Here is a 25,562-nt window from a genome sequence, read left to right as displayed (position 1 = left end):
GGTGTACGTGGCGCACCTGGGCGCGGTCCGGGTGATGCCCCGGGGCGGCTTCTGGACCGCCTCGCGCGACGCCGGTGCGGCCAAGCTCGCCGAGGCCGTCGCGGCCGAGAGGAGCGAACGGGTCGTGGTGCTCGGCGACATGAACGGCACCACGGACGACCGCGCGCTCGCGGGCCTCACCTCCCGGCTCGACTCGGCCCAGACCGAGGCGGGCGACGGCCTCGGCCTCAGCTGGCCTGCCTCGTTCCCGATGGCACGGATCGACCAGATCCTGCTCAAGGGCGTGGCGGCGCGGAGCTCCTGGGTCCTGCCGGAGACGGGCAGCGACCATCTGCCGGTGGGGGCCTGGATCAGCTGGTGAGGTCCCGCCCCTCGCGTCGCAGCTCGTACGCCGTCCCCTCCAGCCACAGCCGGCCCGCCGAGTCCGCGTAGCAGCCGTCCCGTTCGGGCCGGCCGCGCAGGAGGGCGACGGCCGGGGACGTGAGGTGGAGGGTGCGGCCGGTGGCCGTGATGCCGGGCAGGTCCGCCAGGCGGGCGGCCCAGGAGCGTGGCACCTTCACCACGTATGTGACGTCCGTGCCCGTGGCCTGTTCCAGGGCGTAGAGGACGTCGCCGTAGCGGGCGTGGGAGAGCACCGCGCGCAGGGCCGACTCCAGGCTCCACAGTCCCGCGTCCACCTGGTCGCACGCGAAGATGCGGCCGGGGCGCGAGCGCGCGTACGCGAACCACGTGCCCGTACGGGACGGCAGGGCGTAGCCGATCGGGTAGCCGCCCGGCAGTCCGTCCCGTACGCAGACGTAGAGGGCGCCGGTCGCGTCGCCGGCGTCCTGGGTGAGGAAGAGGCCGCGTTCGGACAGGGGGTCCGTCAAAGAGGTGCCGCCGGTGAGCGCCAACTGGCTCCGCCCTCCCCCTGGAGGGGCCGGGGCGCGGCGCCCGTTTCCCCCGGTGCGGCCGCCGCGCTTGCAAACCGTCGCGGAAGGCGTTGCAATGCCGATGAAATTCTGATGATGCGGCCCGCCCGGTGCGGCTCGCATGACGCGCGACGGGACGGGGGTGGCTCGTGGGTCTGCGTCTTGCGGTGCTCGGACCCGTGCGGGCCGGTCGCGGCGCCGTGCCCGTGAGTCTGGGGCCCGCGCGGCAGCAGGCCGTCTTCGTGGCGCTGGCGCTGCGGGCGGGCCGGGTCGTCAGCCGTGAGCAGCTCCTGGACGGTGTGTGGGGCGAGCGGCCGCCGCCGACCGGTGTGAAGGTGCTGCCCAGTTATGTGTACGGGCTGCGCAAGGGGCTCGATCCGCCCGGGACCCGGCCCGGGGAGTCGCTGATACGGGGCGAGGCGGGCGGCTACCGGCTGGCGGAGCGGCAACTGATCCTGGACAGCGACGAGTTGGAGCTTCACGCCCGCGAAGCCCGCGAAGCCCGTGACACCGCGAGCCCTGCCGACGCCCTCGCCCGCCTCGACCGCGCGCTGACCCTCGTCCACGGCGACCCGCTCGCCGGCCTTCCGGGTCCGTTCGCCGAGACCGAGCGCACCCGGCTGCGGCTGAGGATCCAGGCGATACGCGTGCAGCGGCTCGAATGCCTCCTGGGGGCAGGGAAGTTCGCCGAGGTCCTCGATCAGCTCACCGGGCTCGCCGCCGACCCCTGCGACGAGCCGCTCGCCGCCCTGCGCGTCCGCGCCCTGCACGGCGCCGGCCGGCGGGCCGAGGCACTGAAGGCGTTCGAGGAGATACGCAGACGGCTGCGGGACGAGCTCGGCGTCGATCCCGGCACCGAGCTGCGGCGGGCCCATGAGGCTGTGCTGCGGCAAAGCGGAGCGCGGGAGACGCCCGCCTCCGCCAAGGCTCCCCCTGCCTCCGTCAAGGCTCCCCCCGTCAACACCCTCCCCGGCGACGGCGGCCACCTCATCGGCCGTGACACCGAACTCACCGCGCTCACCGCCCCGTCCGCCCCCGGCGGCGTCTCGGTGACAACCGTCCACGGCCCGGCGGGTGTCGGCAACAGCGCCCTGGTCGTGCGGGCCGCGCGGGAACTGAGCGGCCGCTACCCCGACGGCTGCCTGTTCGTGGATCTGCGCGGACACAGCACCCAGCGGCGCCAGACCCCCGAGCAGGCGCTGCAGCGGCTGCTCAGATCGCTCGGCGCCGCGAAGGGCGAACTCCCCAGTGATCTGGAGGAGTTGACCGCGGCATGGCGCGCCGCGACGAGTGGGATTGGGGGGAGTTGACCGCGCCAGGACGCGCCGGACGCCGAACGGGTACGCCCCCTGCCCCCGGCGGGCGCCGCCAGCGGGGTCCTGGTGGCCGGGCGCCGCCGGCTCGCGGAGCTCGACGCCGAGCGGCGGGTCGAACTGGAGCCCCTCGACCGTATGCAGGCCGTCTCGCTGCTCACGCACCTCATCGGCGCGGAGCGGGCCGCCGAGGAGCCCGCGGCGGCCGAGCGGCTCGCCCGGCTCTGCGACGGGCTGCCGCTCGCGCTGCGGATCGCCGGCTCACGGCTGCAGAACCGCACCGCGTGGAGCGTGGAGTACCTGGTCGGGCGGATGGCCGGGGACGAGCGGCTGCTCGGGGAGCTGAGCGTCGGGGACCGCAGTGTGGAGGCGGCATTCCGGCTCTCCTACGACCAGCTCGGAGCGGAACAGCGGCGCGGTTTCCGGGCGTTGGGGCTCGCTCCGACGGTGGAGTTCGATGTGCGCACGGCCGCGGTGATGCTCGGCTCGCCCCCTTACGACAGCGAAGATCTCCTGGAGAGTCTGGTCGACGCGAGCCTCGTGCAGCAGCCGCGCCCCGGCCGCTACCGGCTGCATGATCTCGTACGGGTGCATGCGCGCCGGGTCGCCCGGACGGCGCCGGACGAGGCCGCCGGGGTGCGGACGCGGGCGCTGCGGCTGCATCTTGCGGCCGCGCGGACGGCGAGCGACTGGGGGGCGGCCGGGTTTCCCAGCGGGCCTTCGCATGAAGACGAGGACCCCGGGCACGCCCCTTTCGATGGCCGCTTCGACGACTGGCGCGAGGCCGAGAGCTGGCTGGACTCCTTCGGCGGTGACCTGCCCGATGTCGTCGGACATGCCGTCGCGTTCGGGGAGTACGGCCTGGCGTGCTGGATCGCGGAGGCGTACACCGACTACTTCGTACGGCAAGGGCGCTACCACGAGAGCCAGACCGCGCTCGAGCTGGCGCTCCCCCACGCCGACCGGTCCGGCGACCCGCGGATGCCGCTCGCCCTGCGCGCCTGCCTCGGCTACACCGCCATCCACCAGCGCCGCTACACCGAGGCCCGGGCGCTGTGCACGGAGGCGCTCGCTCGCGCCCGCCGGCCGGGCTTCCCCGGCGAGGAGGCCCGCGCGCGGACCGGCCTCGGCGCCACCGCGCTGAGCGTCGGCGGGGGCGCACGGGCGCTCGTCCATGTCACCGAGGCGGCGGCGCTGTGCCGGGTCCGGCAGGACCACTGGCTCGGTTCGATGGCGCTGCTGATCCAGGGCCTCTCGCACCAGTTCGAAGGGCGCGGCGAGGCGGCGCTCACCAGCTTCGCCGAGGCCCGCCGCCACGCCGAGGCCGACGGCCGCCCGCGCATGCTCGGCCGCATCCTCAGCTCCAGCGCCGACATCCACCTGCGCCAGGGCCGGTACGCCGAGGCCGCCCGGCTCCTGACGGAGGCGGTGCGTCTGGCGGAACAGGGCGGCGAGGTGTTCCTGGGCGCCCGGAGCCTGACCCGGCTCGGCACGGCGGTGCACGGACAGGGCGACCCCGAAGCGGCAATCCCGCTGCACCGACAGGCCTTGCGCCAACTGCAGTTGCTCTCCCCGCTGACCGAACCGAGTTACGCCTGGCTCGAGATGGACATCCGCACCCGTCTCGGCGGTGCGTTCATGGCCACGGGCCGCATCGCCGAAGCCCGGCGGCAGTACGACGGGGTGGTGCGGGCGCGGGGGTGAGAGGACCGCCCCCTCCCCTACGAAGCCCGCTCGTCCGGTGACACCCCCAGAGTGTGCGGGTGGCCGTCCGACGGGGGTGGGGTGAAGCGGGACGGTTGGGCGCCCTCTCGGTGCAGGGCTCGGATGATGCGGGCCGACTGCAGCGGGTCCGCCGGCAGGACGTGGGCCGCGAACCAGCGCGCGGCCGCGGGCGACGGGGACGGGTCGGTGAACTCCATGCCCGCGTAGTCGTCCAGGGGCGGGTCGTAGAGATAGCCCACCACGAGGCCGTGGCCGACCAGCCGGTCGACCAGGACGTCGCGGTCGCGAACCAGGAGCGGGGCCCGGAACAGCGCGACCGGACCGTCGTGGGCGAGGCGTTCGCGCAGCGCCGGGGAGGCCCAGGTGGTGCCGGTCAGCTCGGTGACGCCCGCGCGGCGCCGGGCCAGGTTCCCGTCCAGGGCGGCGAGCCGCAGCGCCAACTGGCCGCGCACCAGCGGCCCGTGGCGCTGTCGCCAGCTGTGCAGATCGACGCGTAACCAGGAGTCGTACGCGGGCAGGTTCGGCGCCCGGGTCCCGGACACGGCAAGGCGGGGGGCCTCGAGCGGCATCCGGTAGCCCTCGCGCTCCAGGAGGCCGAGGCGTTGGGCCGCCCGCCAGACCGGACGCACCAGGTGCAGGGTGCGCACGGCCGAGCGGGCCAGCGGGAGCAGCGCCGTCGCCACGTCCGCGCGCAGTCGCGCGGGCAGCAGCAAGTCGTCCCGCAGCCGCTCCAGTTCACGCCGGGTGCGCACGTCGCCGACCGCGAGGAAACCGCCCGCCTTGCCCGCCACGTGCTTGCCGAGGCTGAACGCGCCCGCCGTACCGAAGGTGCCGACCGCCTGGCCCTCGACATGGGTGCCGATGGCATGCGCGGCGTCCTCGAAGAGCGGGATCCCCAACTCCTCGCACCGTCCCCGCAGTTCACGGACGCGGTCCGGCATCCCGTACAGATTCGTCGTCAGGACCGCGTCCACGCTCCGCCAGAGCGACTCCGGCACGGCGTCGGGGTCGATGTTCCCGTCCGCCGCCGAAACCGGCGCCTGCACGGGACGCAGTCCGGCCGCGAGCACCACGAACAGGATCACGTCGTCGTTCACCGGCGACATCAGCACCCGGGCGCCCGGCCGGCACCAGCGGCGCAGCGCCAGATAGAGCGCGAGCCGGGCCGAGGGCGTGAACAGGCACTCCCGCCCGATACGCCGCGTCATCGCGGCGGCGAGTCTCGCTCCGTACGGCATGGGCCACTTCCTTCCGTACAACCTGCTGCGTATACGGGGTCGTGCAGCCGCGCTCGGGGGCAGAGGGCCGGCGAGGGCAGAGGGCCAGCGGAGCAGAGGGGCAGAGGGGCAGAGGGGCAGAGGGCTCAGCTTGCGCCGCGGCCCGTCCTGAGCGAGCCCGCCGCTTTCAGGAGGCGGTCCGCCGGCTCGCGCAGCCGGGGGTGGGCGTTGACCGTGTTGCGCAGGCCGCGGACCGGGCGGCGCCACGTCCGAAGAGCGGCGGCGACGGGGTGGGGGCGGGTCGCGAAGCCTTCGGCGACGCGCAGTTCGCGGGTCTTCAGCCAGTCCTTGTACGTCTTGTCGCCGCGCCCGAAGTCCATGAGCCGCACCCCCTGGCGGCCCGCCGACTCGGCCATCCGCAGATGCATCATCAAGCCCGGTGAGTAGTAGTGCAGTTCGGGGTCGTACGTCGTGAACCAGGCCGCGAACACAGTGCGCGACGTCGGCCCGAAGTGCACCGCGACCGGCCGCTCCCCCGCGTAGAGGACGGACATGACACCCGTGAAGTGCTCCTCGCGCACCGCGAAGAGGTCCTCGACGAGGGCCACGATCCAGGGTTTGGCGAAACGGTCCATCCGGCCCGTCCTGCGGTACTGCGCCGACTTCCAGTCCATCAGCTGCCGCAGCATGGCCGGATCGCGCTCGTCGTACACGAAGCGCAGCTCACCGTGGTCGCGCGCGAGCCGCCGCTCCTTCTTCAGGGTGGTCTTGGCGAGGCCTGGGTAGGTGGCGCGCAGCCACTCGGCATACGTGCCGTCGCCGGCCTCGAGGTCGACGACGGGCGAGGCGAAGGTGCCGGTGACGAAGGGGGCGAACGGCTGCTGTCCGGCGACGAGATGGTCGAACTCGAAGACGGCGAGCCCGCAGGCGCGCAGCAGCTGCCGGGTGTTCCAGGTGATGCCGGGCCGGTGGACGAGGGCCTGGCTGTCGGAGAGCCCGAGCCCGATGGCCCGGCCGACCCCCAGAGCGCCGCGTTCGTACGGCAGGAAGCCGACGGCCTCGTTCTTCTGGCGCAGCACCGCGACCCGGGCGGAGGGTCGGTGGCGGCCGACACCGGCGGCGAACTCCGGTGCCAGGAAGGGGTTCGCGTAGAGCGGCGACTCGTCCATCGCCTGGTGCCAGGCCTTGCGGAGCTCGTCGTTCAGCTCCTGCGGTCTGTGGATCGATATGTCCACGCGGTCCGCCCTCCACGGGTGAGACCGGGGGCGGGCCCATGGACATGCTGAGCAGCGGCGGCCGCCCCCCAGTTCCCCCGGCCCCTGCCGGGCTCAAACGTCGCGAAACCGCATGCAGCCTGTCAAGGCTCTTCAACGCAATGGTTTGCTCATGAATGGGCAACGCCGGGCGAAAGCGACAGGTAGGGCGGGTGCGAGGGGGTGGAGCGGGCGCGAGGGGTCAGGGTGGGCGGGCCACCCGATCAAGCCTTGGGCGAACCAAACAAGCCCTTGAACGAGACGAGACGAACCGTCTTGTCAAATCGGAAACCGTCCCGTACCTTCATACGCATGGGTTCCCTGTGATCACCGCCGACGCCGCCGCGTAGAGCCTCGCTCCGCGGCCGGCGTGCCGTGCCGTCATCCCACCCGCCGCGAGCAGAGGTCATCCCCTCGCGGTCCGATCCCGAAGGGGGCCCGCGCATGCGTGCGCCAACAGCCCAGCTCTCCGTCCACGACGTCACCCACCGCTACGAGACCGGCACCCGGCCCGTCCTCGACAAGGTCACGTTCACCGTCAAGCCCGGCGAGAAGGTCGGCATCATCGGTGACAACGGGTCCGGGAAGTCGACCCTGCTCAAGCTGCTCGCCGGCGAACTCGCCCCCACCACGGGCGAGCTGACCGTCACCGCTCCCGGCGGTGCCGGCTATCTGGCACAGAGCCTGGACCTGCCGCCCGAGGCCACCGTGCGGGACGCCGTCGACATGGCGCTCGCCGACATCCGGGCCATGGAAAGGGAGTTGAGGACCGCCGAGGAGGCCCTCGAAGGTCTCCAGGGGCCGGAACTCGACACCGCACTCCACTCGTACGCCGAGATCCTCACCCGCTTCGAGGCGCGCGACGGATACCAGGCGGACGCCCGCGTCGACCTCGCCCTGCACGGCCTCGGCCTGCCGGGACTCGCACGCGAGCGCCCCCTCGGCACCCTGTCCGGCGGTGAACGCTCCCGGCTCGCACTCGGCGCGACCCTGGCCGCCGAACCGGAGCTGCTGCTGCTCGACGAACCCACCAACGACCTCGACGACCGCGCCCTCACCTGGCTGGAAGACCATCTGCGCCGCCGGCGCGGCACGGTCGTCGCGGTCACCCACGACCGGGTGTTCCTGGAGAACCTGACCAGCACGATCCTGGAGGTCGATGAGGCGAACGTGACCCGCTACGGGGACGGCTACCGCGGCTACGTCACGGCGAAGGCCGCCGAACGCCGCCGCCGTATCCAGGAGTACGAGCACTGGCGCGACGAACTCGCCCGCAACCGGAAGCTCGCCGAGTCCAACGTCGCGCGCCTGGACGCCATCCCGCGCAAGGTCCCGCTCGCGGTCTTCGGACACGGCGGGTTCCGGGCGCGGGGACGCGGGCACGGCGCGATGGTACGGATCCGCAACGCCAAGGAGCGGGTGGCACGGCTGTCGGCGGCTCCGGCCCAACTGCCGCCGGACCGGCTGCGGTTGACTGCCGACATCACGCGTGCGGGCGGCCCGCCGGCCGAGGCGGCGGCCGAGCTGACCGCTATCCGCGTACCGGACCGTCTCGACCTGCCGTATCTGCGTCTGGGGCCGGCCGAGCGGCTGCTGATCACGGGGCCGAACGGGGCGGGCAAGTCCACCCTGCTGGCCGTCCTGGCGACTGAGCTCGCACCGTCGTCCGGCACCGTCCGCGTGCCCGGCCGGGTCGGTCATCTGCGCCAGCAGGAGACCCCGTGGCCCGCCGGGATGCCGCTCCTTCGGGCGTTCGCGTACGGCCGCAGCGGAACGGTCGACGAGCACCGTGAACTGTTCCTGTCCCTGGGCCTGTTCAAGCCGTCCGATCTGCGGCTGCGCGTCGGCGAACTCTCGTACGGCCAGCGGCGCCGTATCGAACTGGCCCGCCTGATCACCGAGGAGGTCGACCTGCTGCTGCTCGACGAACCGACCAACCACCTCTCCCCCGCTCTCGTCGAGGAGCTGGAGGAGGCCCTGGACTCCTACGAGGGCGCGCTGATCGTGGTCACGCACGACCGGCGGATGCGGGACCGGTTCGTGGGCCGCCGCCTGGAACTCGCGGACGGCAGCCCGGCGCTCAACCGGTGAACGGCAGTGCGCGGCCGGGCGCGGCGCTCAGCCGGTGAACGGCAGTGCGCGGCCGGGCGCGGCACTCAGCCGGTGAACGGCAGTGCGCGCCACGGCACTCACCCGCCGAACCGCTGGACGTACCGCTTCTGCCAGGGCGTCTCCACGGCCCGGCGGTCATAGTTCCGGCGTACGAAGGCCACGGCCTCGTGCGCCGGGACGCCGTCGAGCACGGCGATGCAGGCGAGCGCGGTGCCGGTCCGTCCCCGGCCGCCACCGCACGCGAGCTCGACGCGTTCACCGTCCGCGCGCTCCCACGCCGTACGCAGCTTCGCGGGCGCGTCCGTGGCGGGCAGCCAGAAGTCCGGCCACTTCAACCAGTCGTGCGCCCAGGCGACTTGGGGCCCCGGCTTGCCGAGCAGATAGAGGCCGTACGTGGGCTCGAGCCCGTCGGGCATCGGATGGCGCAGCCCCCGGCCGCGGATCAGTCGCCCCGAAGGCAAGGTCAGCACCCCGGGCGTACCGGGCTCCCAAGATTCCATGACGCCACGCTAGAGGCTGCCTCTTGACCTTGTCCCTGGGCCGGACGGCAGGGCCCGGCGGTGACGGTGCGCACAGAGCCGGCCCGGACGACGAGGCCTGCGACGTGGCGTACCCGTCCGTTGAGTGAGAGGGGGACCATTTGTCCCGCAGCGCGCCCGAATTGCCCGGGTCGCTCAGCACGAATGGTCCCCCTCTCGGGGTGCCTCAGAAGAGGCGCGTCAGCTTTGCGCCGAAGCTCGGTTCCTTCAGGTCGGACTGGAGCGCTACCGGTACGCTCACCGCCTCGCCCTTGCCGTCGCCGACCGTGAGGACGCCCACCTGGGTGCCGGCCTTCGCCGCGTTCGGGATCTTCTTGCCCTGGTCCTCGACGAGGTCGAGCTCGACCGTGAGCCCGGACCAGCCGACCGCCTTGACATCCTTGGTCGCCACGACCGGGGTCGTGCCGCCGAAGCCGTCGTCCACCTGTCCGACGACGTCGCCCTTCTTGACGATCGTCTTCGAGGTCAGCGCGGCCTCGGCGGCCTCCATCAGCTTGCGGCTGTTGGCGTTCACCTCGTCGATGTTCGCCCCCGTGTGCTTGGCGAACTGCGCGAGTGCCGCGCCGATCACGATCTGCTCCTTGCCGTCGACCGTCTTCTTCGAGGAGAAGAGCAGATTGCCGCCGGCCGCGGTGGTGGTACCCGTCTTGATGCCGACGGCGACCGTCGGGACCAGGCTGTTGAAGTTGTACCAAGTCGTGCCGTCACGGCCGTTGCTCGTGTCTCCGCGACCGTTGGCCGGCTTGTACGACGGCTGCCTGACGATCTCCTTGAACACCGGGATCTCCATCGCGGCCCGGCCCAGCTTCACCAGGTCCTCGGCGGTCGACACGGTCGTCTTGTCGAGACCGGAGGCGTCGGTGAACGTGGTGTTCTTCATGCCGAGTTTCTTGGCGGTGTCGTTCATCTTCTGCACGAACGCCTTCTCGTCACCGCCGGAGTCCCAGCGCGCGAGCAACTTTGCGACGTTGTTCGCGGACGGCAACATCAAGGACTGGATGGCCTCGTACTCGGAGAGCTTCTCGCCCTCCTTGACGTCGACCACGGACTCCTTCTCGGCCTGCCCGGAGACCCAGTGCTCCTCGGCCTTCTTGTCGACGGGGATGGTCACGCCCTTGCCGTCACCCTTGATCGGGTGCTCCTTCAGAACCACGTACGCCGTCATGACCTTGGCGATCGACGCGATCGGCACCGGCTTCTGCTTCCCGTACGTACCGAAGGAGCCGATGCCCTCGACATCGAGAGCGGCCTGGCCCTGGTCCGGCCACGGGATCTGCGGCTTGTCACCCTCGAACGTGACCGTCTCCTGCGCGGTGAGGCTCAACTTAGGGGTGGGCAGCGGACGTACGGCCTGTGCGACCGCAAAGACGACCGCGAGCAGAAGGACCAGCGGGGTCCAGATCTTGATCCGTCGCCCGACCGTGCGCATCGGGGTCTCCGGCGGCGGCGGACGGTTGGTCAGCTCGGCGAGCAGATCGAGCGGCGCCTTGGGCGGCAGCGGCTGCTGCGCGGTCCGCTCGGGACCGGCGTTCACCGCGGAGGGCGCGCTCGCGGCGGCGGGCTCGGAGGCGGCGGGCGCCGGGGCGGCCCCGGGGTCCGGCGCGCGGGTCGGGTCGGCCTTGGGCGCGGCGGGGCGCTCGTGCCCCCGGGCGGGCGCGTCGAGCGGCTTCAGCGCGATGAACTTGCTGGTGCGCTCGGCGGGGGCCTCGGGCCGGACGTCCTTGCCGGGCTCCGCGTCCGCCTCGGCGTCGGGCTTGGCGTCGGGCTTGGCGTCGGGCTTGGCGTCCGTCTTGGCGTCGGCGGGCTCGGGCTTCGCGTCGGCGGGCTTCGCGTCGGCGGGCTTCGCGTCGGCGGGCTTCGCGTCGGCGGGTGCGTCGCTCTTGGCGTCCGGCCGTACGGTCCGGACCACCCCCGTCGGCAGGCCCCCCGCCGGCGGCAGGGCCTTGACCACGGCGGCCGCCTGGTCGAGGGGCGGTCCGGCGCCCGCACCCGAGTCCTCGGCGTCCGCACCCGAGTCCTCGGCGTCGGCCTCGCGCTTGTCGTCGGCGTCGGCGTCGGAACCTTCCGGCTCGGACTCGGGCTCGGGCTCGGGCTCGTTCGCAGCTTCGGGCTCGGCATCAGTGTCGGCGGCGGCTTCCGGCTCAGGCTCAGCCTGGGCCTGGGCCTGGGTCTCGGCTTCCGGCTCAGCCTCGTCGGCCCCGTCGGCCTCGTCCCGCTCAGCCCCGGTTACGTCACCGTCCTCGACCTCGACCTCGACCTCGGCGACCTCAGCACCCTCCGCCGCGTCGCCCTCTCCCGAGGACTCCGAGGACTCCGCAGACTCCCCGGGCTCCCCGGAGTCCCCGGCCACCCAAGCCGCCACAGCAGCCCGCAGTCGCGCGTCCTCCGCGCCACCGCCGGCCTCGTCGCCGGTCTCGCCACCCTCGGCGTCACCCGGCGCGCCCTGACCATCCTCGGCCTCCGCGGCCGTACCGGCCTCGGGCTCGACCTCAGGCGCACGCTCCGGCTCGCTCTCGGCCCGAGCCTCGGCCTCAGGCTCCGGCTCCGGCTCCGGCTCCCGCTCCGACCCAGCAGCCCCCAGCCCCAGCCCCAGCCCCGCCGTGGAGAACACCGCGGTCGCCTGGTCGGTTCGAGGTTCGCTCTCCCGGGACACGGCAAGGCGCGGATCCACCGCACGTTCCCCCGACGCGGCCGAACCGTTCACGTCCGAAGAATTCCGCTGCTGCGCCCTGTCCGGGGTCTCGCCCGCCACCGATGTCTCCCTTAGCTCCGACCTGAACGACCCGTACAGCCTGATGGGTCCGTGCCACTCACCGCTTCGCATGCCCGTCAGGGCACCCCGCCGTCCGGACCCCGGTGTCCGAACCATGTACCAGTGTCCTGTCTGCGGGGTTGGCCCCCTGGCTAGACGAGAACGACATACCTACTGGTTCCCGTACAAAGCCCCCACGCGCTCTCGACAGATGAATGTGAGAGGGGTCACCCTGTCATTCATCCACGCGGGGAGGCATGGATGGGCAGGAGCCGCAGAACTATTCCGGAGGAGCTTCTGCTGCTCGCTCTGGACCCGGCCACGGGTACCACAGCGCAGCCGCAGTCGCTCGACCTAGGTCTCGCCGGAGCACAGCTAGTAGAGCTGGCGCTGGCCGGACGGATAGCCCCAGACGGGGATCGTATCGCCGTGGTGTCCCCACGGCCGACCGGAGATCCGACACTGGATTGCGCACTGGAGTTGCTGCGAAGGCGTGGCGCTCCGGTCCGTGCGGTCCACTGGATCGGCGGGCCCCGACTGGGGCTGCGCCAGACGTATCTCTCGCATCTCGAACGGTGCGGCATGGTGCATGCCGTGGCGGGACAGATGTGCGGGGTGCTGCCGACGACGCGCTACCAAGCGACCGAGACGGCGATCAGCCGGGAGATCAGGGCCCGACTGGATTCGGCGATCCGCACCGGCGTACCGCCGGACCCGCGGACCGCGGCGCTTGCCGCACTGGCCCACGCGGTCGGACTCGGCAAGCACCTGTATCCGGGGAACGAGGGGCGTTCATCGCGCTCCCGGCTCCGCGACCTGATCAGGCATGACCCGATGGGCGGCCTCGTGGCACACGCCGTGATGGACGTCCAGAACGGGGTGGCGGCGCAACCTCGCCGCTCTCCGGCACCGGGCCGGCCACAACAGCAGCAGCCACAGGTCAGGTCCACCACGGACGGAGGACGTATGCCGTCACAGCCGCGCCGCGGTTCCATGGCGCGCGTCGTGGCGCACTAGTTCCCTCCGCACCACGCGTCACCGGCGCCACGTGTCACGGGCAATGCCGTCAGCACCACCCGCACCACCGCCGCACCGATGTCCCCAAGACCCGGTTCGGGAGCCGCAGTCGATCGCGCGGGGTGGTGGCCGAGATCCGTCGGCCACCACCCCGCGCGGTCGTGTTTGGCCTGGTTGCGGCGGGGTCCGGGGCCTTTGAGATGGTCCATTTCCCAGCGCGGGACGCCCTGTTGGTGGCAATCTGCTGAACAAGCAGATACGGAGCGGATATACGCACGATCGGAGCGGGTATCCGTTCGAACAGACCGCTTGCCGGAGAGGTGGCACATTCCGTGGCGTCCAACGTCAATCCCACAGTCAGGCGACGCCGCTTGGGCCAGGAGCTGCGCCGGCTGCGCGAGCTCAAGGGCATGACGGCCGAGGAGGTCGCCGAGCGTCTGCTCGTCTCGCAGTCGAAGATCTCGCGGCTCGAGAACGGCCGCCGTTCCATCTCCCAGCGCGACGTCCGTGACCTGTGCGGGGTCTACGAGGTGGAGGACCACCGGATCGTCGACTCGCTGATGCAGATGGCCAAGGACAGCCGCCAGCAGGGCTGGTGGCATGCGTTCGGCGACATCCCGTACTCCGTCTACATCGGGCTCGAGACGGACGCCGCCTCGCTCAGGGTGTACGACCCCCAGGTGGTGCCCGGTCTGCTGCAGACCCGCGGCTATGCGGAGGCGCTGATCACCGGGGCGCTGCCGGAGACCCCGCAGGGCGATATCGACAAGCGCGTCCAGGTGCGCGTGCGCCGCCAGGAGCGGATCCAGGCCATGGAGAACCCGTTGCGGCTGTGGACCGTGCTCGACGAGGCGGCCCTGAGGCGGGTCGTCGGCAACAAGCAGCTCATGATCGAGCAGCTGGAACATCTCGTGGAAATGTCCCATCTGCCGCATGTCACCGTGCAGGTGATCCCTTTCGACATGGGCGCACACCCCGGCGTGAACGGTCAGTACGCGATTCTGGAATTCCCGGACACGGCCGATTCCAGCGTGGTCTACATCGAGGGCGTCACCAGTGATCTTTACCTGGAGAAGGCAAATGACGTCCACAAATACAGCGTGATGTACGAACATCTCCGGGCGCAGGCCCTGAATGTGGAGCAGACCCGGCAATTCATCACAGAGATCGCCAAGGAGTACGCCCGCTAGGCACGCCGGACACCGTACGTCCCTTGGCGCACAAGGGTCCCGGAGCGCATGAAATCGGCCACCGCGGGAAGGCGACGGCAAGGTACACCCTCGCCACGTCGGCCGTGAAGAGTCGAATGGAATATGCCATCCGGTCGAGTGAATGGCCGCGTCATATACCGATGTTGGCGAGTAGCGTCGATCACGTCGAGGACTTGGTCCCGGCACCGACCGTCACCGGCCCCAGGGGCCTGGGACGGTGACACTGCACTCATCAACAGCAAAGCGGAGCGAAAATGGCAATCCAGCAAGGCGCTACTAATGCGTGGACCAAGTCTTCGTATTCCACCGGAAACGGCGCGTGCGTCGAGGTCAGGTCCCCCGCCCTGCGCGAAGTCGCGGTGCGTGACTCCAAGGTCACCGAAGGGCCCGCCATCGCGTTCGGGCCCGACACCTGGACGGCGTTCGTCGGCCAGGTCAGCCGAGGGGCCTTCGACCTCGGTTGAGCACGGGCGTGAGGAACAACAACTGCACACGCACCACCGAAGAGCCCTCTCGACTGGCCCGCCGTCCTAGCCGAGGGGGCTCGGCTTTTCCCGGACCCGGCCCCGGACCCGAACCCGGACCCGGACCCCGACCTGGCCCCGGACCCGGTCACGCGGCCGGTGCACGCGGACTTCAGTCCCGCAGCTGATCCACGTAGGTGTCCGTCCCCGGCACCGTCGGGATGAACGGGGCCACCAACTCCACCCGCCCGAGACCCGATGCGGCGACCTCCTCGTCGCGCCGGGCGAAGTGACCCTCCCAGCGCTCACGGGGATCCGTACCGAGGAACCACAGCAGGGTCAGCCGGGTGTCGACCCCCTCGACCTGCTTCACATACGTCATCTTGTCGCCGGGCAGCGGCGTCGGCCGGAAGATGACCACCATCGCGGCGGGCGAGTCCATCAGCTTCGTCGGCAGATGCTTCGAGCGCAGCCACTCGAGCAACTCGGCCCGCTGCTCCGGCCCTTCGGCGTCGATCACCTCGACGACGAGCCCCTGGTACGGGTGGTCGAGCGCGTGGTAGTCGCGCGGTCCCGCCGCCCCGTCCCGGTAGACGGTCGCTTCGTGGTCCTGGAACGCCGTGAAGACATGCGTACGGTCCTGGTAGACCCGGCCGTCCCGGTTGAGGCGCTTATTGATGCCGACGGTCCACTTCATGTGGTCGTCGTAACGGCCTTCGGTGACCCAGTACGTGGAGATGTAGCAGCCGGCCGTGACGGGCTGGGCGACCGCCGACTTCTCCGGGTAGCGCAGGAGTTGCAGCTCGCGGGTCGCCACCCAGCGCTTGCCCGCGTACATCCAGGGCATCGCCATCGCGCCGGCGTAGTAGTGGTCGTCCTCGTACCAGCGGTTGTACGCGTACTCGTGGCCCGGGTGCGGCTCCACCATCGTGATCAGCGCATGCCCGGGACGCACTCCGTACGGGCCGACCGAGGCCAGCTCCGCATAGGTCTCGCTGCGGGTCTCTTCACCCATGACGTTCCCCTTCCTTCCTCCGCTGGACGCCCCTACTCTGACGGGCCGTCAGGAAATCCACCAGACTCGTGGAGGCACCCGTGCTGCTCCAGGGAAAGACCGTGATCGTCTCCGGGGTCGGCGCCGGGCTCGGCCAGCAGGTGGCCGCCGCCGTGGTGCGCGACGGGGGCAATGCCGTGCTCGGGGCGCGCACCGAGGCCAACCTCGCGAAGTCGGCGGCCGAGATCGACCCCGACGGCAAGCACACCGCGTACAAGGCGACGGACATCACCGACGAGCGGCAGTGCGAGGCGCTCGCCGCGCTCGCGGTGGAGAAGTTCGGACGGCTCGACGCCGTGATCCATGTGGCCGCCTGGGACAGCTACTTCGGCGGGCTCCAGGACGCGGACTTCGAGACCTGGACGGGCGTCATCAACACGAACCTGCTCGGCACGCTGCGGATGACGCGCGCCTGCCTGCCGGCGCTCAAGGAGCGCGGCGGCTCGGTGGTCATCGTCGGCACGCAGTCGTCGATCGCCTCGCCCACCCAGGTCAAGCAGGCGGCGTACGCGGCCTCCAAGGGCGCGCTGACCTCGACGATGTACTCGCTCGCCCGGGAGATCGGGCCGGACCGGATCCGGGTCAACACCGTGCTCCCCGGCTGGATGTGGGGGCCGCCCGTCGAGGCGTGGGTGCAGTTCACCGCCGTTACGGAGGGCGCGCCCGAGGACGAGGTCAAGAAGCGGCTCACGTCGCGGATGGCGCTGCCCGATCTGGCGACGGACGGGGATGTCGCGGACGCATGCGTGTTCTTCGCCTCGGACCGGGCTCGCGCGATCCCCGGTCAGCAACTCGTGGTGAACGCAGGGGAGATCATGCGCTAGCACCCCATATCTTCGCAGCTCGTAGGCGGTACGGGAGCCGACTCCCGTACCGCCTGCGTGCGTTCTGAGACCTCACCCAGAAGGTCACGTACGTGAACGACAGTCCTCAACTGGAACGATTTTACTGTCCCTTGACCTTCCGTCCAGTTGTCGGGGCCCCTTGCGCGAACCCACCATGAGCGGGCTGCGGCTACCGACTGACCCGACGGACCCCTGGAGGGGGACACATGAACAGTCTCGACTGGGTCGTACTCGGTGCCTACTTCTTCGTGATGGTGGGCATCGGACTCTGGTCGAAGAAGCGCGTCGAGAACATCGCCGACTTCTTCACCGCCCGTGGCCGCATCCCGTGGTGGCTGTCCGGGATCTCGCACCACATGTCCGGCTACAGCGCGATCATGTTCGTGACCTTCGCCGCCGTCGCGTACAACGACGGTGTCACCGTCTACTTCTGGTGGCCGCTGACCATCGGACTCGGCGTCGGCGTCGGCGCGTTCCTCTTCGCTCCCCGCTGGAACCGGCTGCGCGCCAAGCACGGCGTGAACTCCCCGCTCGCCTATCTCGCGGTCCGTTACAACCTGCCGACGCAACAGGTCCTCGCGTACTCCGGAGCGCTGCTCAAGGTCGTCGACATCGCCGCCAAGTGGGTCGCGATCGCCGTACTGCTCCAGGGTTTCGCGGACATCCCGCTCGGCTGGGGCATCGCGATCACCGGTGTCTGCACCATGTTCTACATGGCCTTCGGCGGACTGTGGGCCGATGTCCTCACCGACTTCGGGCAGTTCATCATCCAGGCGATCGCCGGCTTCGCGATGCTCTTCGCGGTCCTCGCCCATCTCGGCGGCTTCAGCTCGCTGTTCACCTTCTGGGGCGATCTGCCCGAGGGCCACTCCGACCCGGTCAACGGCTCCATCACCACCGGTCTGATCATGGCGTTCCTCGTCGTCAAGACCTTCGAGTACAACGGCGGCATGTGGAACCTGGCCCAGCGCTACATGGCCGCGCCCAGCGGTTCGCGGGCCAAGAAGTCGGCCCTGCTGTCCAGCGCGTTGTGGCTGGTCTGGCCGTTCATCCTCTTCGTCCCGATGATCGCCGCGCCGCTGATCGTGCCCGGTCTCGAAGGCGGTGAGGGCGCGTACATCGCGCTCGCCAAGGAGCTGCTGCCCACCGGCATCATCGGTCTCGTCCTCGCCGGGTTCTTCTCCCACACGATGGCGATGGTCGCCTCCGACTCCAACGTCATCACCGCGGTCATCACCCGTGACCTCGCGCCGGTGCTCGTGAAGAAGGTCCGCTACTTCACCCAGGCCCAGCAGCTGCTCTTCGCCCGGATCACCACGGTCGCCTTCGTCACCGTCTCGATGTCGATCGCCCTGACCGCGGATCCGAAGGGCTTCATCCTGACGGTCGTCGTCTCGATCGTCGCGGCCACGATGGGTCCGATCTCGATCCCGCTGATGCTGGGTCTGCTGCCCTGGTTCAAGCGCACCGGACCGACGGCGGCGCTGGTGTCGTGGGCGGGCGGTCTGGCCGTGTGGGCGTGGCTGTACTGGGGAGTCGAGGACGCCAGCCAGACGATCACCGTCTCCAGCCCGCTGGTCACCTCGCTCGTCCTGTACGTGGTGATCGGCCTGATCAAGCCGGAGGGCACCCCGGACCGCGAGGCGATCGTGGACTCCCTGGACGACGACCCGAGCGATGCGGAACGGGAGGAGCTGGAGCGGAAGTTCCTCGCCGACCCGGTCCTGATCCCGGGCCAGTCCACGGTGCCGCCGGCCTCCGCGGGCTCCGCGGCCTCTTCTTCCTCCTCTTCCTCCTCCTCTTCCTCTTCCGACCGGTCGGGGACGCCGAGCTAGTCCTGTCGCCGTGTCCGCAGGGCGCCGCTCGTGGGGATCTCCCGCGGGCGGCGCGTTGCGTTGCATCGCGGGCCGTCCGGTGACAGTCATGGAGCCGCAACCACTCCCCCACGCAAGAAGGCGGCCCTCCCATGTCCAGACGCTCCCTCGCCCTGCGCACTCTCCTCGCCGGCTGCTCGGCCGCGCTCGCCCTGACGGCGCTGCCCGGACCGGCGCAGGCAGCTCCCGTCGACGAGAAGGACCTGAGCCGGCGCTTCGAGCAGCTCCTCTGCCCGCCCGCGGAGGAGCTCGCGAGCAAGCCCGTCGACGCGCAGCGGCTCAAGGCTCTCGACTCCTGGCAGTCGATGCAGCCGTACGACTGGAGGGGCGGGATCTCCGCGTACCGGGAGACCCGCAACAGGCTCTGGCCGCAGAACGGGGGCGACCTCAACGAGTCGAACCGAGCCGCGATCTGCGCCGACCCCGTGGCCTTCGGGGAGGCCGTGCGCAACGCCGTCCTCGACCGGAAGGGCGACCTCAAGGACGGCTGCGCCACCTCGGAGGGAGTGCAGCGCTTCTGGGAGTACAAGACGGCGGCGCTGGGGGCCGTCGAGGACGAGGACTGGGCCGCTCTCGACCGGCTGATGCCGAACTGGGGCGACCCGGTCGAGTTCGTCAGGTACTACCACCTGACGCCGTGCACGGAGCTCGTCGGGCGGATGTGACGGATCCTGCCGTACGGCCGCGCCGGTTGGGAACTTGCCGGCCTCGCGGGTGGCTCAGCCTCGCGGGCAGCTCAGCCGCGCGGGCAGCTCAGCCGCGCGGGCAGTTCAGCCGCGCGGGTAGCGCGCCAGCCAGCCCGGTGAGGAGATGCCCGGTCCGTGCAATGCCGCGGACTGGGTCATCTCCATCGCGAAGTCGTCGGAGAGCTCCAACAGGGCGGCGCGGCCTTCGAGTTCGGTGAGCCAGGCAGGCGGCAGCGCCGTCTCGCCGTGCATCGAGCCGAGCAGGGCGCCGGTCAGGGCGGCCACCGCGGACGAGTCACCGCCGTGGTTGACGGCCAGGCGCAGGCCGTGGCGGATGTCCTCGCAGACCAGAGAGCAGTAGACGGCCGCGCCGAGCGAGGCCTCCGCCGTACGGCCGGCCGCGAGGGCGTCCACCCGGCCGGCGCTGGGCATTCCCTGCCGTACCGCACCGAGCGCCTGCTGCAGCGCGTCCGTGACCGGCTGGTGCCCGGGCCGGGCGGCCAGCAGCGCGAGGGTGCGCTGGACGGCGGCGTCCAGGGAGTCCCCCCGGGCGAGAGTGTGGACCAGGACGGCGCACGCCCCTGCGCTCAGATACGCGGTGGGGTGGCCGTGCGTCTGGGCCGCGCATTCGACGGCCAGCTGCAGGACCAGTTGCGGCTCCCACCCGACGAGCAGCCCGAACGGCGCGGAGCGCGTGGCGGCCGAAGGGCCGCGCTCCGTCGGGTTCTTGGGCTCCTGGAGCGTGCCGATCTGGTCGTCACCGAATCCCACGAGCAGCGCACGGTCCGGATCCCGGCGCGCGTACAGCCACTCCTCGCGCGCGAGCCAGCCGTCGTCCTTGCGCCGCTCGTCCGGGCCCCATTCGTGCTGGGTGACCGCCCAGCGTCGGTACGCGCGGTGCAGATCGGTCGGCGGATGCCAGGCGCCGGTGTCGCGCCGTACATGCGCCCGTATCAGCCCGTCGACGGTGAACAGCGTCAGCTGCGTCGCGGACGTGACGGCGCCACGACGGCCGTACGCGGAGGCCAGATCCGCCAGACCGTCCACTCCATGCGCCGTACGCACCTGGTCGAGAGCGAGCGCGGAGACGGGAGCTCCGAGGGCGTCGCCGAGCGCGGCCCCGAGCAGCGTGCCGCGCACCCGGCTGCGGAAGTCCTGCTGCTCGACGCGCCCCCACACGGCAGTCACGGCACTCACCGCTGCTCTCCCCTCCCTCACCGTCCGCAGCACTGTAATCGAACGGCCGGTTTCGGATCAGGCCCCGGACCGATGGGGATTCTCACCCTTCAACCCCCTTCCGACCGGCGTTCACCAGCCGTTTCCGCGGGGCCCGCAGCATCCGCGACATGAAGATCTCCTCCGTGCTCGCCGCGGCCGTCGCCCTGACCCTCACCGGCCTGACCGCGGCCCCCGCAGCCACCGCACACGACCAGGGCGTCCGCCACGCCACGATCCCCTTCACGCAGGCCACCGTCACGGCCGCCCAGGACGGCTCGTACGTCATCGAGTGGAAGGCGCCGGGTGTACGGCAGGTCGCCGTCGAGGCGAACGGGCGCACCGTCGCCCGCGGCGGCTCCTCGGGCAAGGTCACGGTGCGCGGGCTGCCCGCGGCCGACCGCCAGTGGTTCACGCTCGACGCCGACCGGGGGCGCTCCCTGCGCCTGGCCGACCGTCTGATCTCCTTGGCGGGCACGGTCAATTTCCGTGACGCGGGCGGCTATCGCACCGCCGACGGCCACTGGGTCAAGATGGGCGAGATCTACCGCTCGGACTCGCTGACCAAGCCCACAGGAGACGACCTGGCGAAGCCCCCCCGCCTCGGCATCCGCACGGTCTCCGCCCTGCGGATGGAGCAGGAGCGCAGCGACGCCCCGGACAAGGTGCCGGGCGGCGCGACGTACACCGTGGCCGATGTGTTCGCCGGCTCCGGCTCCTTCACCTCGATGCCGAAGTCCCCCGACGAGGCCGAGCGGATGATGGTCGACGCGGAGAGGACGATGGTCTCGGGCTCCGGCGCCAAGGCCGCGTACACGAAGGTCTTCGACGGCTTCACGGACCGCTCCGGCGGTGCCGTCCTCTTCCACTGCACCGCCGGCAAGGACCGCACGGGCTGGTCGAACGCGGCCCTGCTGACCGCCCTGGGCGTCCCGCGCGACACGGTCATGGCCGACTACCTGGCCAGCAACACCTACCGCGCCGAGGCCAACGACGAGATCCTCTCCCACCTCCCGCCCACCCAGGCCGCGATCTACAAGCCCCTCCTCGACGTCCGCCCGGAGTACCTCAACTCGGGCTTCGACGAGATCACGAGGGCATACGGCTCGTTCGGCAGCTACCTGAAGGACGCGACGAACGTGAGCGGGCACGAACTGCGGGAGCTGAAGCGGGAGTTGCTGGTGGGCTGACCCGGCGTCCCTACGCCACCACCCGCCCCGCCGCCTCCGCGAACGCCCTGACGCGGGCCGATTCCGTGCCCGTGGGCCACACCAGGCCCCACCTCACCGGGTCCGCGCCGTCCAGCGGGATGTAGGCGACATCCGGGCGTGTGAAGTAGCGGCGGGTGTGGGCGCCGACCAAGGCCGTGCCCGCTCCCGCGCCCACCAAGGTGAGGAGTTCGTTGAAGGTGGCGGCTGTGGGGCCGAGTTCGATGGGGGTGCCCGCAGGGGTGCGGGGTGGGGACAGGTCGTCGCGCAAGGTGGGCGGCAGGGACGTGGGGTGCTGGAGGAGGGTGACGCGGGAGAGGTCCTCGGCCGGGACGCCATCGCGGCGGGTGAACGGGTGGTCCGCCGGGACCGCGAGCATGCGGGCCTCCGTCACCAGGACGGGTCCCGTGACCAGGCCCTCGTCGTCCATGGGGTGGCGGGTGAGCGCCAGGTCGGCCTCGCCCGCCCGCAGCCACGGCACGACATCCGTGAGCTGGGCCTCGCGGACGCGGACCTCGCAGTCCGGGTGCTGTGCGCGGAAGGTCTGGGCGATGCCCACCGCGAGTTGACCCGCCGCGGGCCCCACGAAGGCCACGGTGAGGACGCCCGTCAGGCCGCGGCCCGCGGCGACGGCGCGTTCGACGGAAGCGGTGATCTGTTCCCAGGCGGGTCGTACGGAGGCGGCCAACTCCGCGCCCGTCGGGGTGAGTCGGACACGGCGGCTCGTGCGGTCGAAGAGACGGACTCCGATACGGCGTTCCAGTTTGGCGATCGTCTGGCTGACGCGGGCCGTCGAGACGTGCAGCCGCTCGGCCGTGCGGCCGAAGTGCAGTTCCTCGGCGAGCGTGAGGAAGGCCTCCAGCTCGTGCCGCTCCAGCATGCCGACCCCCATCGTTGACTCACGCTTAACGATCGTTGCACAGACGCTCATTGATGGGCCGGGCGGCCCTCAGCAGGATCAGGGGTGTCCGGGAACGCCGGAGTCACCGCCTCACCTGCGAAGGAGCACCTCGCCATGTTCGTCACCACCACCGCCGCCCTCACCGCCCCGGCACACGACACCGCCGCCGTCGTCGCCGAGCTGCGCGACCGTGCCGAGATCCTGGACGCGCTGTACCGGTTCGGGCTCGGGCAGGACCTCAAGGACAAGGACCTGTTCGCCTCGGCCTTCGCCGAGGACGCCGAGCTCGACTTCCGCCCTGCCGCCGCGAAGTGGGGCGGCGCGCCGCCGGTGATGGCCGGGCGGGACACCATCGTCACGACCATCCTCGGACTGTTCACCGGCCGCGTGGACACCACCCACCAGATCACCAACCCCCGGATCGCGATCGACGGCGCCACGGCCCGGCTCACCGCCCTGGTCGAGGCCCAGCACCTGCTGACCGCGGACCACTCCACGTATGCGCTGCTCAAGAACCCCTACGACGTGGAACTGGAGCGCGCGCAGGACGGGCGCTGGGCGATCCGGCGGCTCGTCATCCACAACACCTGGTTCCAGGGCGAGCCGACGGCCATCTTTGGCTGAGCTCCGTGGGGGCGCTCCCGGCTTCCGGCCGGTTTACACCCCCACGCGTCCACGACAGGGTGAAGACGGGTGATCTACGAATGGCCGAACTGCCGCTGATCGGCAGGCCCGGCGAGCGGGCCTCGTACACCCAGGACGAGTGCAACCTGCTCGGGCAGCCGGCTGATAATCCAGCGTGTGACCGGGCCCGGCTTCGAGCAGGCGATGCGGTCACTGTCTTCGAGCCACTGGGGCTCCAGGACACCGCGCAAATGCGGGAACGGACCGTCGCGGTACGGGCCGGCTTCACGGGTGACGGGACCGGGGTCGGCGTGGGCGGGCCGGCACGCGAACGACGTGATGAACATCGACATCGTCGCGGACGGCACCCGCCTCACAATGGCCGTCGAGATCAAGATGGTCAGCCCACCACCTGACACTGACGTCGAGCGCCCCCCGACCCTCAGGGCCGACGGGCGCCCGCTGCCGCACCAGACGGAGAATGTTCAGTCCAGATAGGGGTCGGTGCCGAACCCCAGTCCTATGACGTCGTCATCGTCGAGAGCACCCGAGTAAACGTGCAGCTCGTCGACCGATCCGAGCAGGTGCTCGCCCCAGCCCTGCTCCGTCTGGCCGCGTCCCACCGTCAACGGGGAGCTGCTTGTCCAGAAGTTGTCCAGGGTCGCTGTGGCGTCGGAGTTGGTGATGCCATTCACGAAGAGCTTCATCCGGTCGCTGGCGTCGTCATAGACGACGGCCAGCCGATGGCCGCGTGAGCTGGGATCGGCCACGACCTGCCCGACCACGGTCTCCGCGGCATCCGGAGTGTCGGTGTGACGCACGACCAACTGCCAGGCATGGGCGGACGGCTGGTACCGCACCTTGAACGCATCACCGTAAATGCCGCCCTGCGAGAGCACCGTCATGCTCCGCTCCGGCGCCTTGTCGGTCAGCTGCACCACCACACCGATGCTGAAGCTGTCACCGGTGTCCACTATCTCCTTCTGCGTGGCGGCGAAACCGGACTTGCCGTCCAGATCAAGATGTCCCTGCCCCACCAGTGCATCCGGCATGGGAGTGCACTCCGGGTCGATGTCCGGGATGCAGACCTCGGAGGGTCCGCGGTAGAGGGCGGCACCCTCACCAAGTGTCAGGGCCTCGCCTCCGTGCAGGTCAGGGCTGTGCCCGTCGCTCTCGGTCTCCAGCGACCAGTGTCCACGTTCGATGGGCTTGCGACGTGCGGACTCAGCGATCTCGCCGGGCACGACGACACGATCGTGCGCCCTCACATCGCCGATCTCCCCTTCCCAGCGGTCGCGGTAGCCGTTCTTGCCTCGAGCACGCCCAATCTGGAAGGTGCCGGTGGTGGCGGACCCCTCAGCCTTCACGCCATCGCCGACCACCTTGCCGTTGACGTACAACTGGGCCGTCTCGGTCTCGCTGTCGTAGAGACCGAGCACATGGGCCCACTCACCGGTTTCGGGGGCGCCGCCGGTGGCGCGTGCACTTCCGAAGCCGAAGGACCAGACAGGCTTTCCACCCGACGGGCGCAGGCCCAGCGTGAAGGCCGGACCTTGCGTCGCATCCTGCGACGCGACCGTCATCACACGGTCCGTGCGTGCGGGACGCACCCACCCGCTTACCGCGAAGGTCCTGGCCGTGTCGATCACCTTGAGATCAGGCGTGAGGAAGCCGTGGCCGCTGCCGTCGAGAAGCGCGGTGGAGGTGAGACCGGTTCCTTCGGGTGCGGCCGCTCCGAACGAAACCCCGCTCCCTGCACGGGCCTCCGGCCCGGCCCCGGCTGCCGCTTGCTTCGAGCCCGGCGCATCGGCCAGCGTCCACTGTGCGATCGGTGCGCGGCCCCGCAGCACCCAGAAGTCGTAGTACACGGTGGGGCTCAGTCGCCCCGACCTGTCCACGGCCTGCACGCTGAGTGACTCGGGGCCACTGTCCAGGGGCAGGAATCGCAGGGTGGCCGGAGCACCCGGCTCGGGCGCCTCAGCGGTGCCGTAAGGCCCACCGATGAACCCGTACTTGTAGGCGACGACATCCTCCGACGGGGAGTCCATGGTGAAGGTCCCGTACACGCCCACGCCGTCGCTCTTCTTCAGGTCATCGCTCGTCGACTCGGGAAAGTCGTCCGACCGGATCACCGCAGGCTCCGGGCTCTCGTTGTCGTACACGAACTCACACGCGGCACCCGCCCCCTCATCGCTCCACGGCGATAGGGCCTGCCCGTCGTTCGCACGCACCCGCCAGGACACTACGGTGTCGGCCGGAACATCGGCCGGCAACTGCCAGCGCTGCACAGTGCCCGACGTGCCCGAGGTGACCGGGGTGTAAGTCCGGCGCTGCTCATCACCGTCGGAACCGGTCCACCATGCCTCGAACTCGGCCGATACAGAGTTGCCCGAAGCCGGATTGTCGTCCTCCGCCGAGTCATACAGCTTTGCCGTCAGGACCGGCACCCGCCCCACGTAGGAACGAGCCTCCCCCGACCCGCAGTCCCGGAATTCCGTCTGCAAGTCCGTTGTGAGCGGCTGCAGCGGTGGCACGTTGGGCTCAGCGGCCACTGCCGTACTCGGCACCCCCAGTACCGCGGCCGCCACCAAGCTGCTCAGCACCGCTCCCGGTCTCCGGCGCACGCGCTTTCTGTGCATGA

General features: G+C 70.9%; 22 protein-coding genes. 12 read left to right on the top strand and 10 right to left on the bottom strand.

Annotated elements, in window-relative coordinates; translation table 11 throughout:
- Positions 1-361: endonuclease/exonuclease/phosphatase family protein (locus tag JAO81_RS29150; RefSeq protein ID WP_199550945.1), on the top strand; the 361-nt coding region annotated here is incomplete at its 5' end.
- Here the strand turns inward: JAO81_RS29150 and JAO81_RS29145 are convergent.
- Entirely contained in the window at positions 351-893 is a 543-nt protein-coding gene (locus JAO81_RS29145; protein ID WP_199550944.1) for a hypothetical protein, read from the bottom strand. The genes JAO81_RS29150 and JAO81_RS29145 overlap by 11 nt on opposite strands.
- A 167-nt stretch (positions 894-1,060) precedes the next feature.
- On the opposite strand from JAO81_RS29145, the gene JAO81_RS29140 reads away from it, so the two are divergent.
- Positions 1,061-2,221 (top strand): BTAD domain-containing putative transcriptional regulator, encoded by a 1,161-nt coding sequence (locus JAO81_RS29140; RefSeq protein WP_199550943.1) that lies wholly within the window; start codon positions 1,061-1,063, stop codon positions 2,219-2,221.
- A 72-nt stretch (positions 2,222-2,293) separates the two neighbouring features.
- Complete coding sequence (locus JAO81_RS43755; RefSeq protein WP_199550942.1) at positions 2,294-3,928, top strand: tetratricopeptide repeat protein; 1,635 nt, start codon at positions 2,294-2,296, stop codon at positions 3,926-3,928.
- 17 nt (positions 3,929-3,945) lie between these two features.
- On the opposite strand, the gene JAO81_RS29130 is transcribed toward JAO81_RS43755, so the two are convergent.
- Together JAO81_RS29130 and JAO81_RS29125 are read right to left on the bottom strand one after the other, a co-directional pair.
- Positions 3,946-5,187, bottom strand: a complete 1,242-nt coding sequence (locus tag JAO81_RS29130) for a DegT/DnrJ/EryC1/StrS family aminotransferase (RefSeq protein ID WP_199550941.1) — start codon at positions 5,185-5,187, stop codon at positions 3,946-3,948.
- A gap of 125 nt (positions 5,188-5,312) precedes the next feature.
- Positions 5,313-6,401 carry a GNAT family N-acetyltransferase gene (locus JAO81_RS29125; protein WP_199550940.1) on the bottom strand — a complete coding sequence of 363 codons (1,089 nt, stop codon included), beginning with the start codon at positions 6,399-6,401 and terminating at the stop codon, positions 5,313-5,315.
- 462 nt (positions 6,402-6,863) lie between these two features.
- Here JAO81_RS29125 and JAO81_RS29120 point away from each other — a divergent pair, with 462 nt between their 5' ends.
- Positions 6,864-8,510: a TlrC/CarA/OleB/SrmB family ABC-F type ribosomal protection protein gene (locus tag JAO81_RS29120; protein WP_199550939.1), complete on the top strand. Its 1,647-nt coding sequence runs from the start codon at positions 6,864-6,866 to the stop codon at positions 8,508-8,510.
- A 98-nt stretch (positions 8,511-8,608) separates the two neighbouring features.
- Here the strand turns inward: JAO81_RS29120 and JAO81_RS29115 are convergent, their stop codons facing one another.
- Positions 8,609-9,031, bottom strand: a complete 423-nt coding sequence (locus tag JAO81_RS29115; RefSeq protein WP_199550938.1) for a protein phosphatase — start codon at positions 9,029-9,031, stop codon at positions 8,609-8,611.
- A 205-nt stretch (positions 9,032-9,236) separates the two neighbouring features.
- A complete protein-coding gene (locus JAO81_RS29110) occupies positions 9,237-11,822 on the bottom strand; it encodes a D-alanyl-D-alanine carboxypeptidase (RefSeq protein WP_199550937.1) in 2,586 nt (861 codons plus the stop codon).
- A 261-nt stretch (positions 11,823-12,083) separates the two neighbouring features.
- Here JAO81_RS29110 and JAO81_RS29105 point away from each other — a divergent pair, with 261 nt between their 5' ends.
- The 3 genes from JAO81_RS29105 to JAO81_RS29095 all read left to right on the top strand — a co-directional run bounded on the left by JAO81_RS29105 (position 12,084) and on the right by JAO81_RS29095 (position 14,514).
- Entirely contained in the window at positions 12,084-12,839 is a 756-nt protein-coding gene (locus JAO81_RS29105) for a GPP34 family phosphoprotein (protein WP_199550936.1), read from the top strand.
- A gap of 332 nt (positions 12,840-13,171) precedes the next feature.
- The gene (locus tag JAO81_RS29100; protein WP_199550935.1) at positions 13,172-14,029 is read left to right on the top strand and encodes a helix-turn-helix transcriptional regulator; all 858 of its coding nucleotides are present in this window, start codon (positions 13,172-13,174) and stop codon (positions 14,027-14,029) included.
- Between the two features lie 275 nt (positions 14,030-14,304).
- On the top strand, positions 14,305-14,514 hold the full coding sequence (locus JAO81_RS29095) for a DUF397 domain-containing protein (RefSeq protein WP_165334870.1): 210 nt from the start codon (positions 14,305-14,307) through the stop codon (positions 14,512-14,514).
- A 172-nt stretch (positions 14,515-14,686) separates the two neighbouring features.
- On the opposite strand, the gene JAO81_RS29090 is transcribed toward JAO81_RS29095, so the two are convergent.
- Positions 14,687-15,529 carry a hypothetical protein gene (locus JAO81_RS29090; protein ID WP_199550934.1) on the bottom strand — a complete coding sequence of 281 codons (843 nt, stop codon included), beginning with the start codon at positions 15,527-15,529 and terminating at the stop codon, positions 14,687-14,689.
- Between the two features lie 80 nt (positions 15,530-15,609).
- Here JAO81_RS29090 and JAO81_RS29085 point away from each other — a divergent pair, with 80 nt between their 5' ends.
- From JAO81_RS29085 to JAO81_RS29075, 3 genes are all read left to right on the top strand, one after another.
- Positions 15,610-16,392, top strand: coding sequence for an SDR family oxidoreductase (locus JAO81_RS29085; protein ID WP_199550933.1), 783 nt, complete (start codon positions 15,610-15,612; stop codon positions 16,390-16,392).
- A gap of 227 nt (positions 16,393-16,619) precedes the next feature.
- Positions 16,620-18,248 (top strand): sodium:solute symporter family protein, encoded by a 1,629-nt coding sequence (locus JAO81_RS29080; protein ID WP_199550932.1) that lies wholly within the window; start codon positions 16,620-16,622, stop codon positions 18,246-18,248.
- A gap of 131 nt (positions 18,249-18,379) precedes the next feature.
- Positions 18,380-18,952, top strand: a complete 573-nt coding sequence (locus JAO81_RS29075; protein WP_199550931.1) for a hypothetical protein — start codon at positions 18,380-18,382, stop codon at positions 18,950-18,952.
- A gap of 105 nt (positions 18,953-19,057) precedes the next feature.
- Here the strand turns inward: JAO81_RS29075 and JAO81_RS29070 are convergent, their stop codons facing one another.
- Positions 19,058-20,170 (bottom strand): ADP-ribosylglycohydrolase family protein, encoded by a 1,113-nt coding sequence (locus JAO81_RS29070; protein ID WP_307813821.1) that lies wholly within the window; start codon positions 20,168-20,170, stop codon positions 19,058-19,060.
- Positions 20,171-20,319: 149 nt separating this feature from the next.
- Here JAO81_RS29070 and JAO81_RS29065 point away from each other — a divergent pair, with 149 nt between their 5' ends.
- Positions 20,320-21,378, top strand: a complete 1,059-nt coding sequence (locus JAO81_RS29065; protein WP_199550930.1) for a tyrosine-protein phosphatase — start codon at positions 20,320-20,322, stop codon at positions 21,376-21,378.
- A gap of 10 nt (positions 21,379-21,388) precedes the next feature.
- Here the strand turns inward: JAO81_RS29065 and JAO81_RS29060 are convergent, their stop codons facing one another.
- Complete coding sequence (locus tag JAO81_RS29060; RefSeq protein WP_199550929.1) at positions 21,389-22,276, bottom strand: LysR family transcriptional regulator; 888 nt, start codon at positions 22,274-22,276, stop codon at positions 21,389-21,391.
- Between the two features lie 135 nt (positions 22,277-22,411).
- Between JAO81_RS29060 and JAO81_RS29055 the strand changes: the two genes are divergently transcribed.
- Positions 22,412-22,921 carry a nuclear transport factor 2 family protein gene (locus tag JAO81_RS29055; protein WP_199550928.1) on the top strand — a complete coding sequence of 170 codons (510 nt, stop codon included), beginning with the start codon at positions 22,412-22,414 and terminating at the stop codon, positions 22,919-22,921.
- Between the two features lie 74 nt (positions 22,922-22,995).
- On the opposite strand, the gene JAO81_RS29050 is transcribed toward JAO81_RS29055, so the two are convergent.
- On the bottom strand, positions 22,996-23,316 hold the full coding sequence (locus JAO81_RS29050; protein ID WP_199550927.1) for a hypothetical protein: 321 nt from the start codon (positions 23,314-23,316) through the stop codon (positions 22,996-22,998).
- A 90-nt stretch (positions 23,317-23,406) separates the two neighbouring features.
- The gene (locus tag JAO81_RS29045) at positions 23,407-25,509 is read right to left on the bottom strand and encodes a LamG domain-containing protein (RefSeq protein WP_307813818.1); all 2,103 of its coding nucleotides are present in this window, start codon (positions 25,507-25,509) and stop codon (positions 23,407-23,409) included.
- Positions 25,510-25,562: the final 53 nt, after the last annotated feature.

The sequence above is a fragment of the Streptomyces sp. N35 genome (assembly GCF_016464295.1).
Lineage (GTDB): Bacteria > Actinomycetota > Actinomycetes > Streptomycetales > Streptomycetaceae > Streptomyces.
This window is presented reverse-complemented; position numbering and strand designations above follow the sequence as displayed.

Coding starts and splice junctions, on each gene's coding strand:
- JAO81_RS29130 (WP_199550941.1), bottom strand. CDS start 5,187: ATGCCGTACGGAGCGAGACTCGCCGCCGCGATGACGCGGCGTATCGGG.
- JAO81_RS29120 (WP_199550939.1), top strand. CDS start 6,864: ATGCGTGCGCCAACAGCCCAGCTCTCCGTCCACGACGTCACCCACCGC.
- JAO81_RS29115 (WP_199550938.1), bottom strand. CDS start 9,031: ATGGAATCTTGGGAGCCCGGTACGCCCGGGGTGCTGACCTTGCCTTCG.
- JAO81_RS29105 (WP_199550936.1), top strand. CDS start 12,084: ATGGGCAGGAGCCGCAGAACTATTCCGGAGGAGCTTCTGCTGCTCGCT.
- JAO81_RS29095 (WP_165334870.1), top strand. CDS start 14,305: ATGGCAATCCAGCAAGGCGCTACTAATGCGTGGACCAAGTCTTCGTAT.
- JAO81_RS29090 (WP_199550934.1), bottom strand. CDS start 15,529: ATGGGTGAAGAGACCCGCAGCGAGACCTATGCGGAGCTGGCCTCGGTC.
- JAO81_RS29080 (WP_199550932.1), top strand. CDS start 16,620: ATGAACAGTCTCGACTGGGTCGTACTCGGTGCCTACTTCTTCGTGATG.
- JAO81_RS29075 (WP_199550931.1), top strand. CDS start 18,380: ATGTCCAGACGCTCCCTCGCCCTGCGCACTCTCCTCGCCGGCTGCTCG.
- JAO81_RS29065 (WP_199550930.1), top strand. CDS start 20,320: ATGAAGATCTCCTCCGTGCTCGCCGCGGCCGTCGCCCTGACCCTCACC.
- JAO81_RS29060 (WP_199550929.1), bottom strand. CDS start 22,276: ATGCTGGAGCGGCACGAGCTGGAGGCCTTCCTCACGCTCGCCGAGGAA.
- JAO81_RS29055 (WP_199550928.1), top strand. CDS start 22,412: ATGTTCGTCACCACCACCGCCGCCCTCACCGCCCCGGCACACGACACC.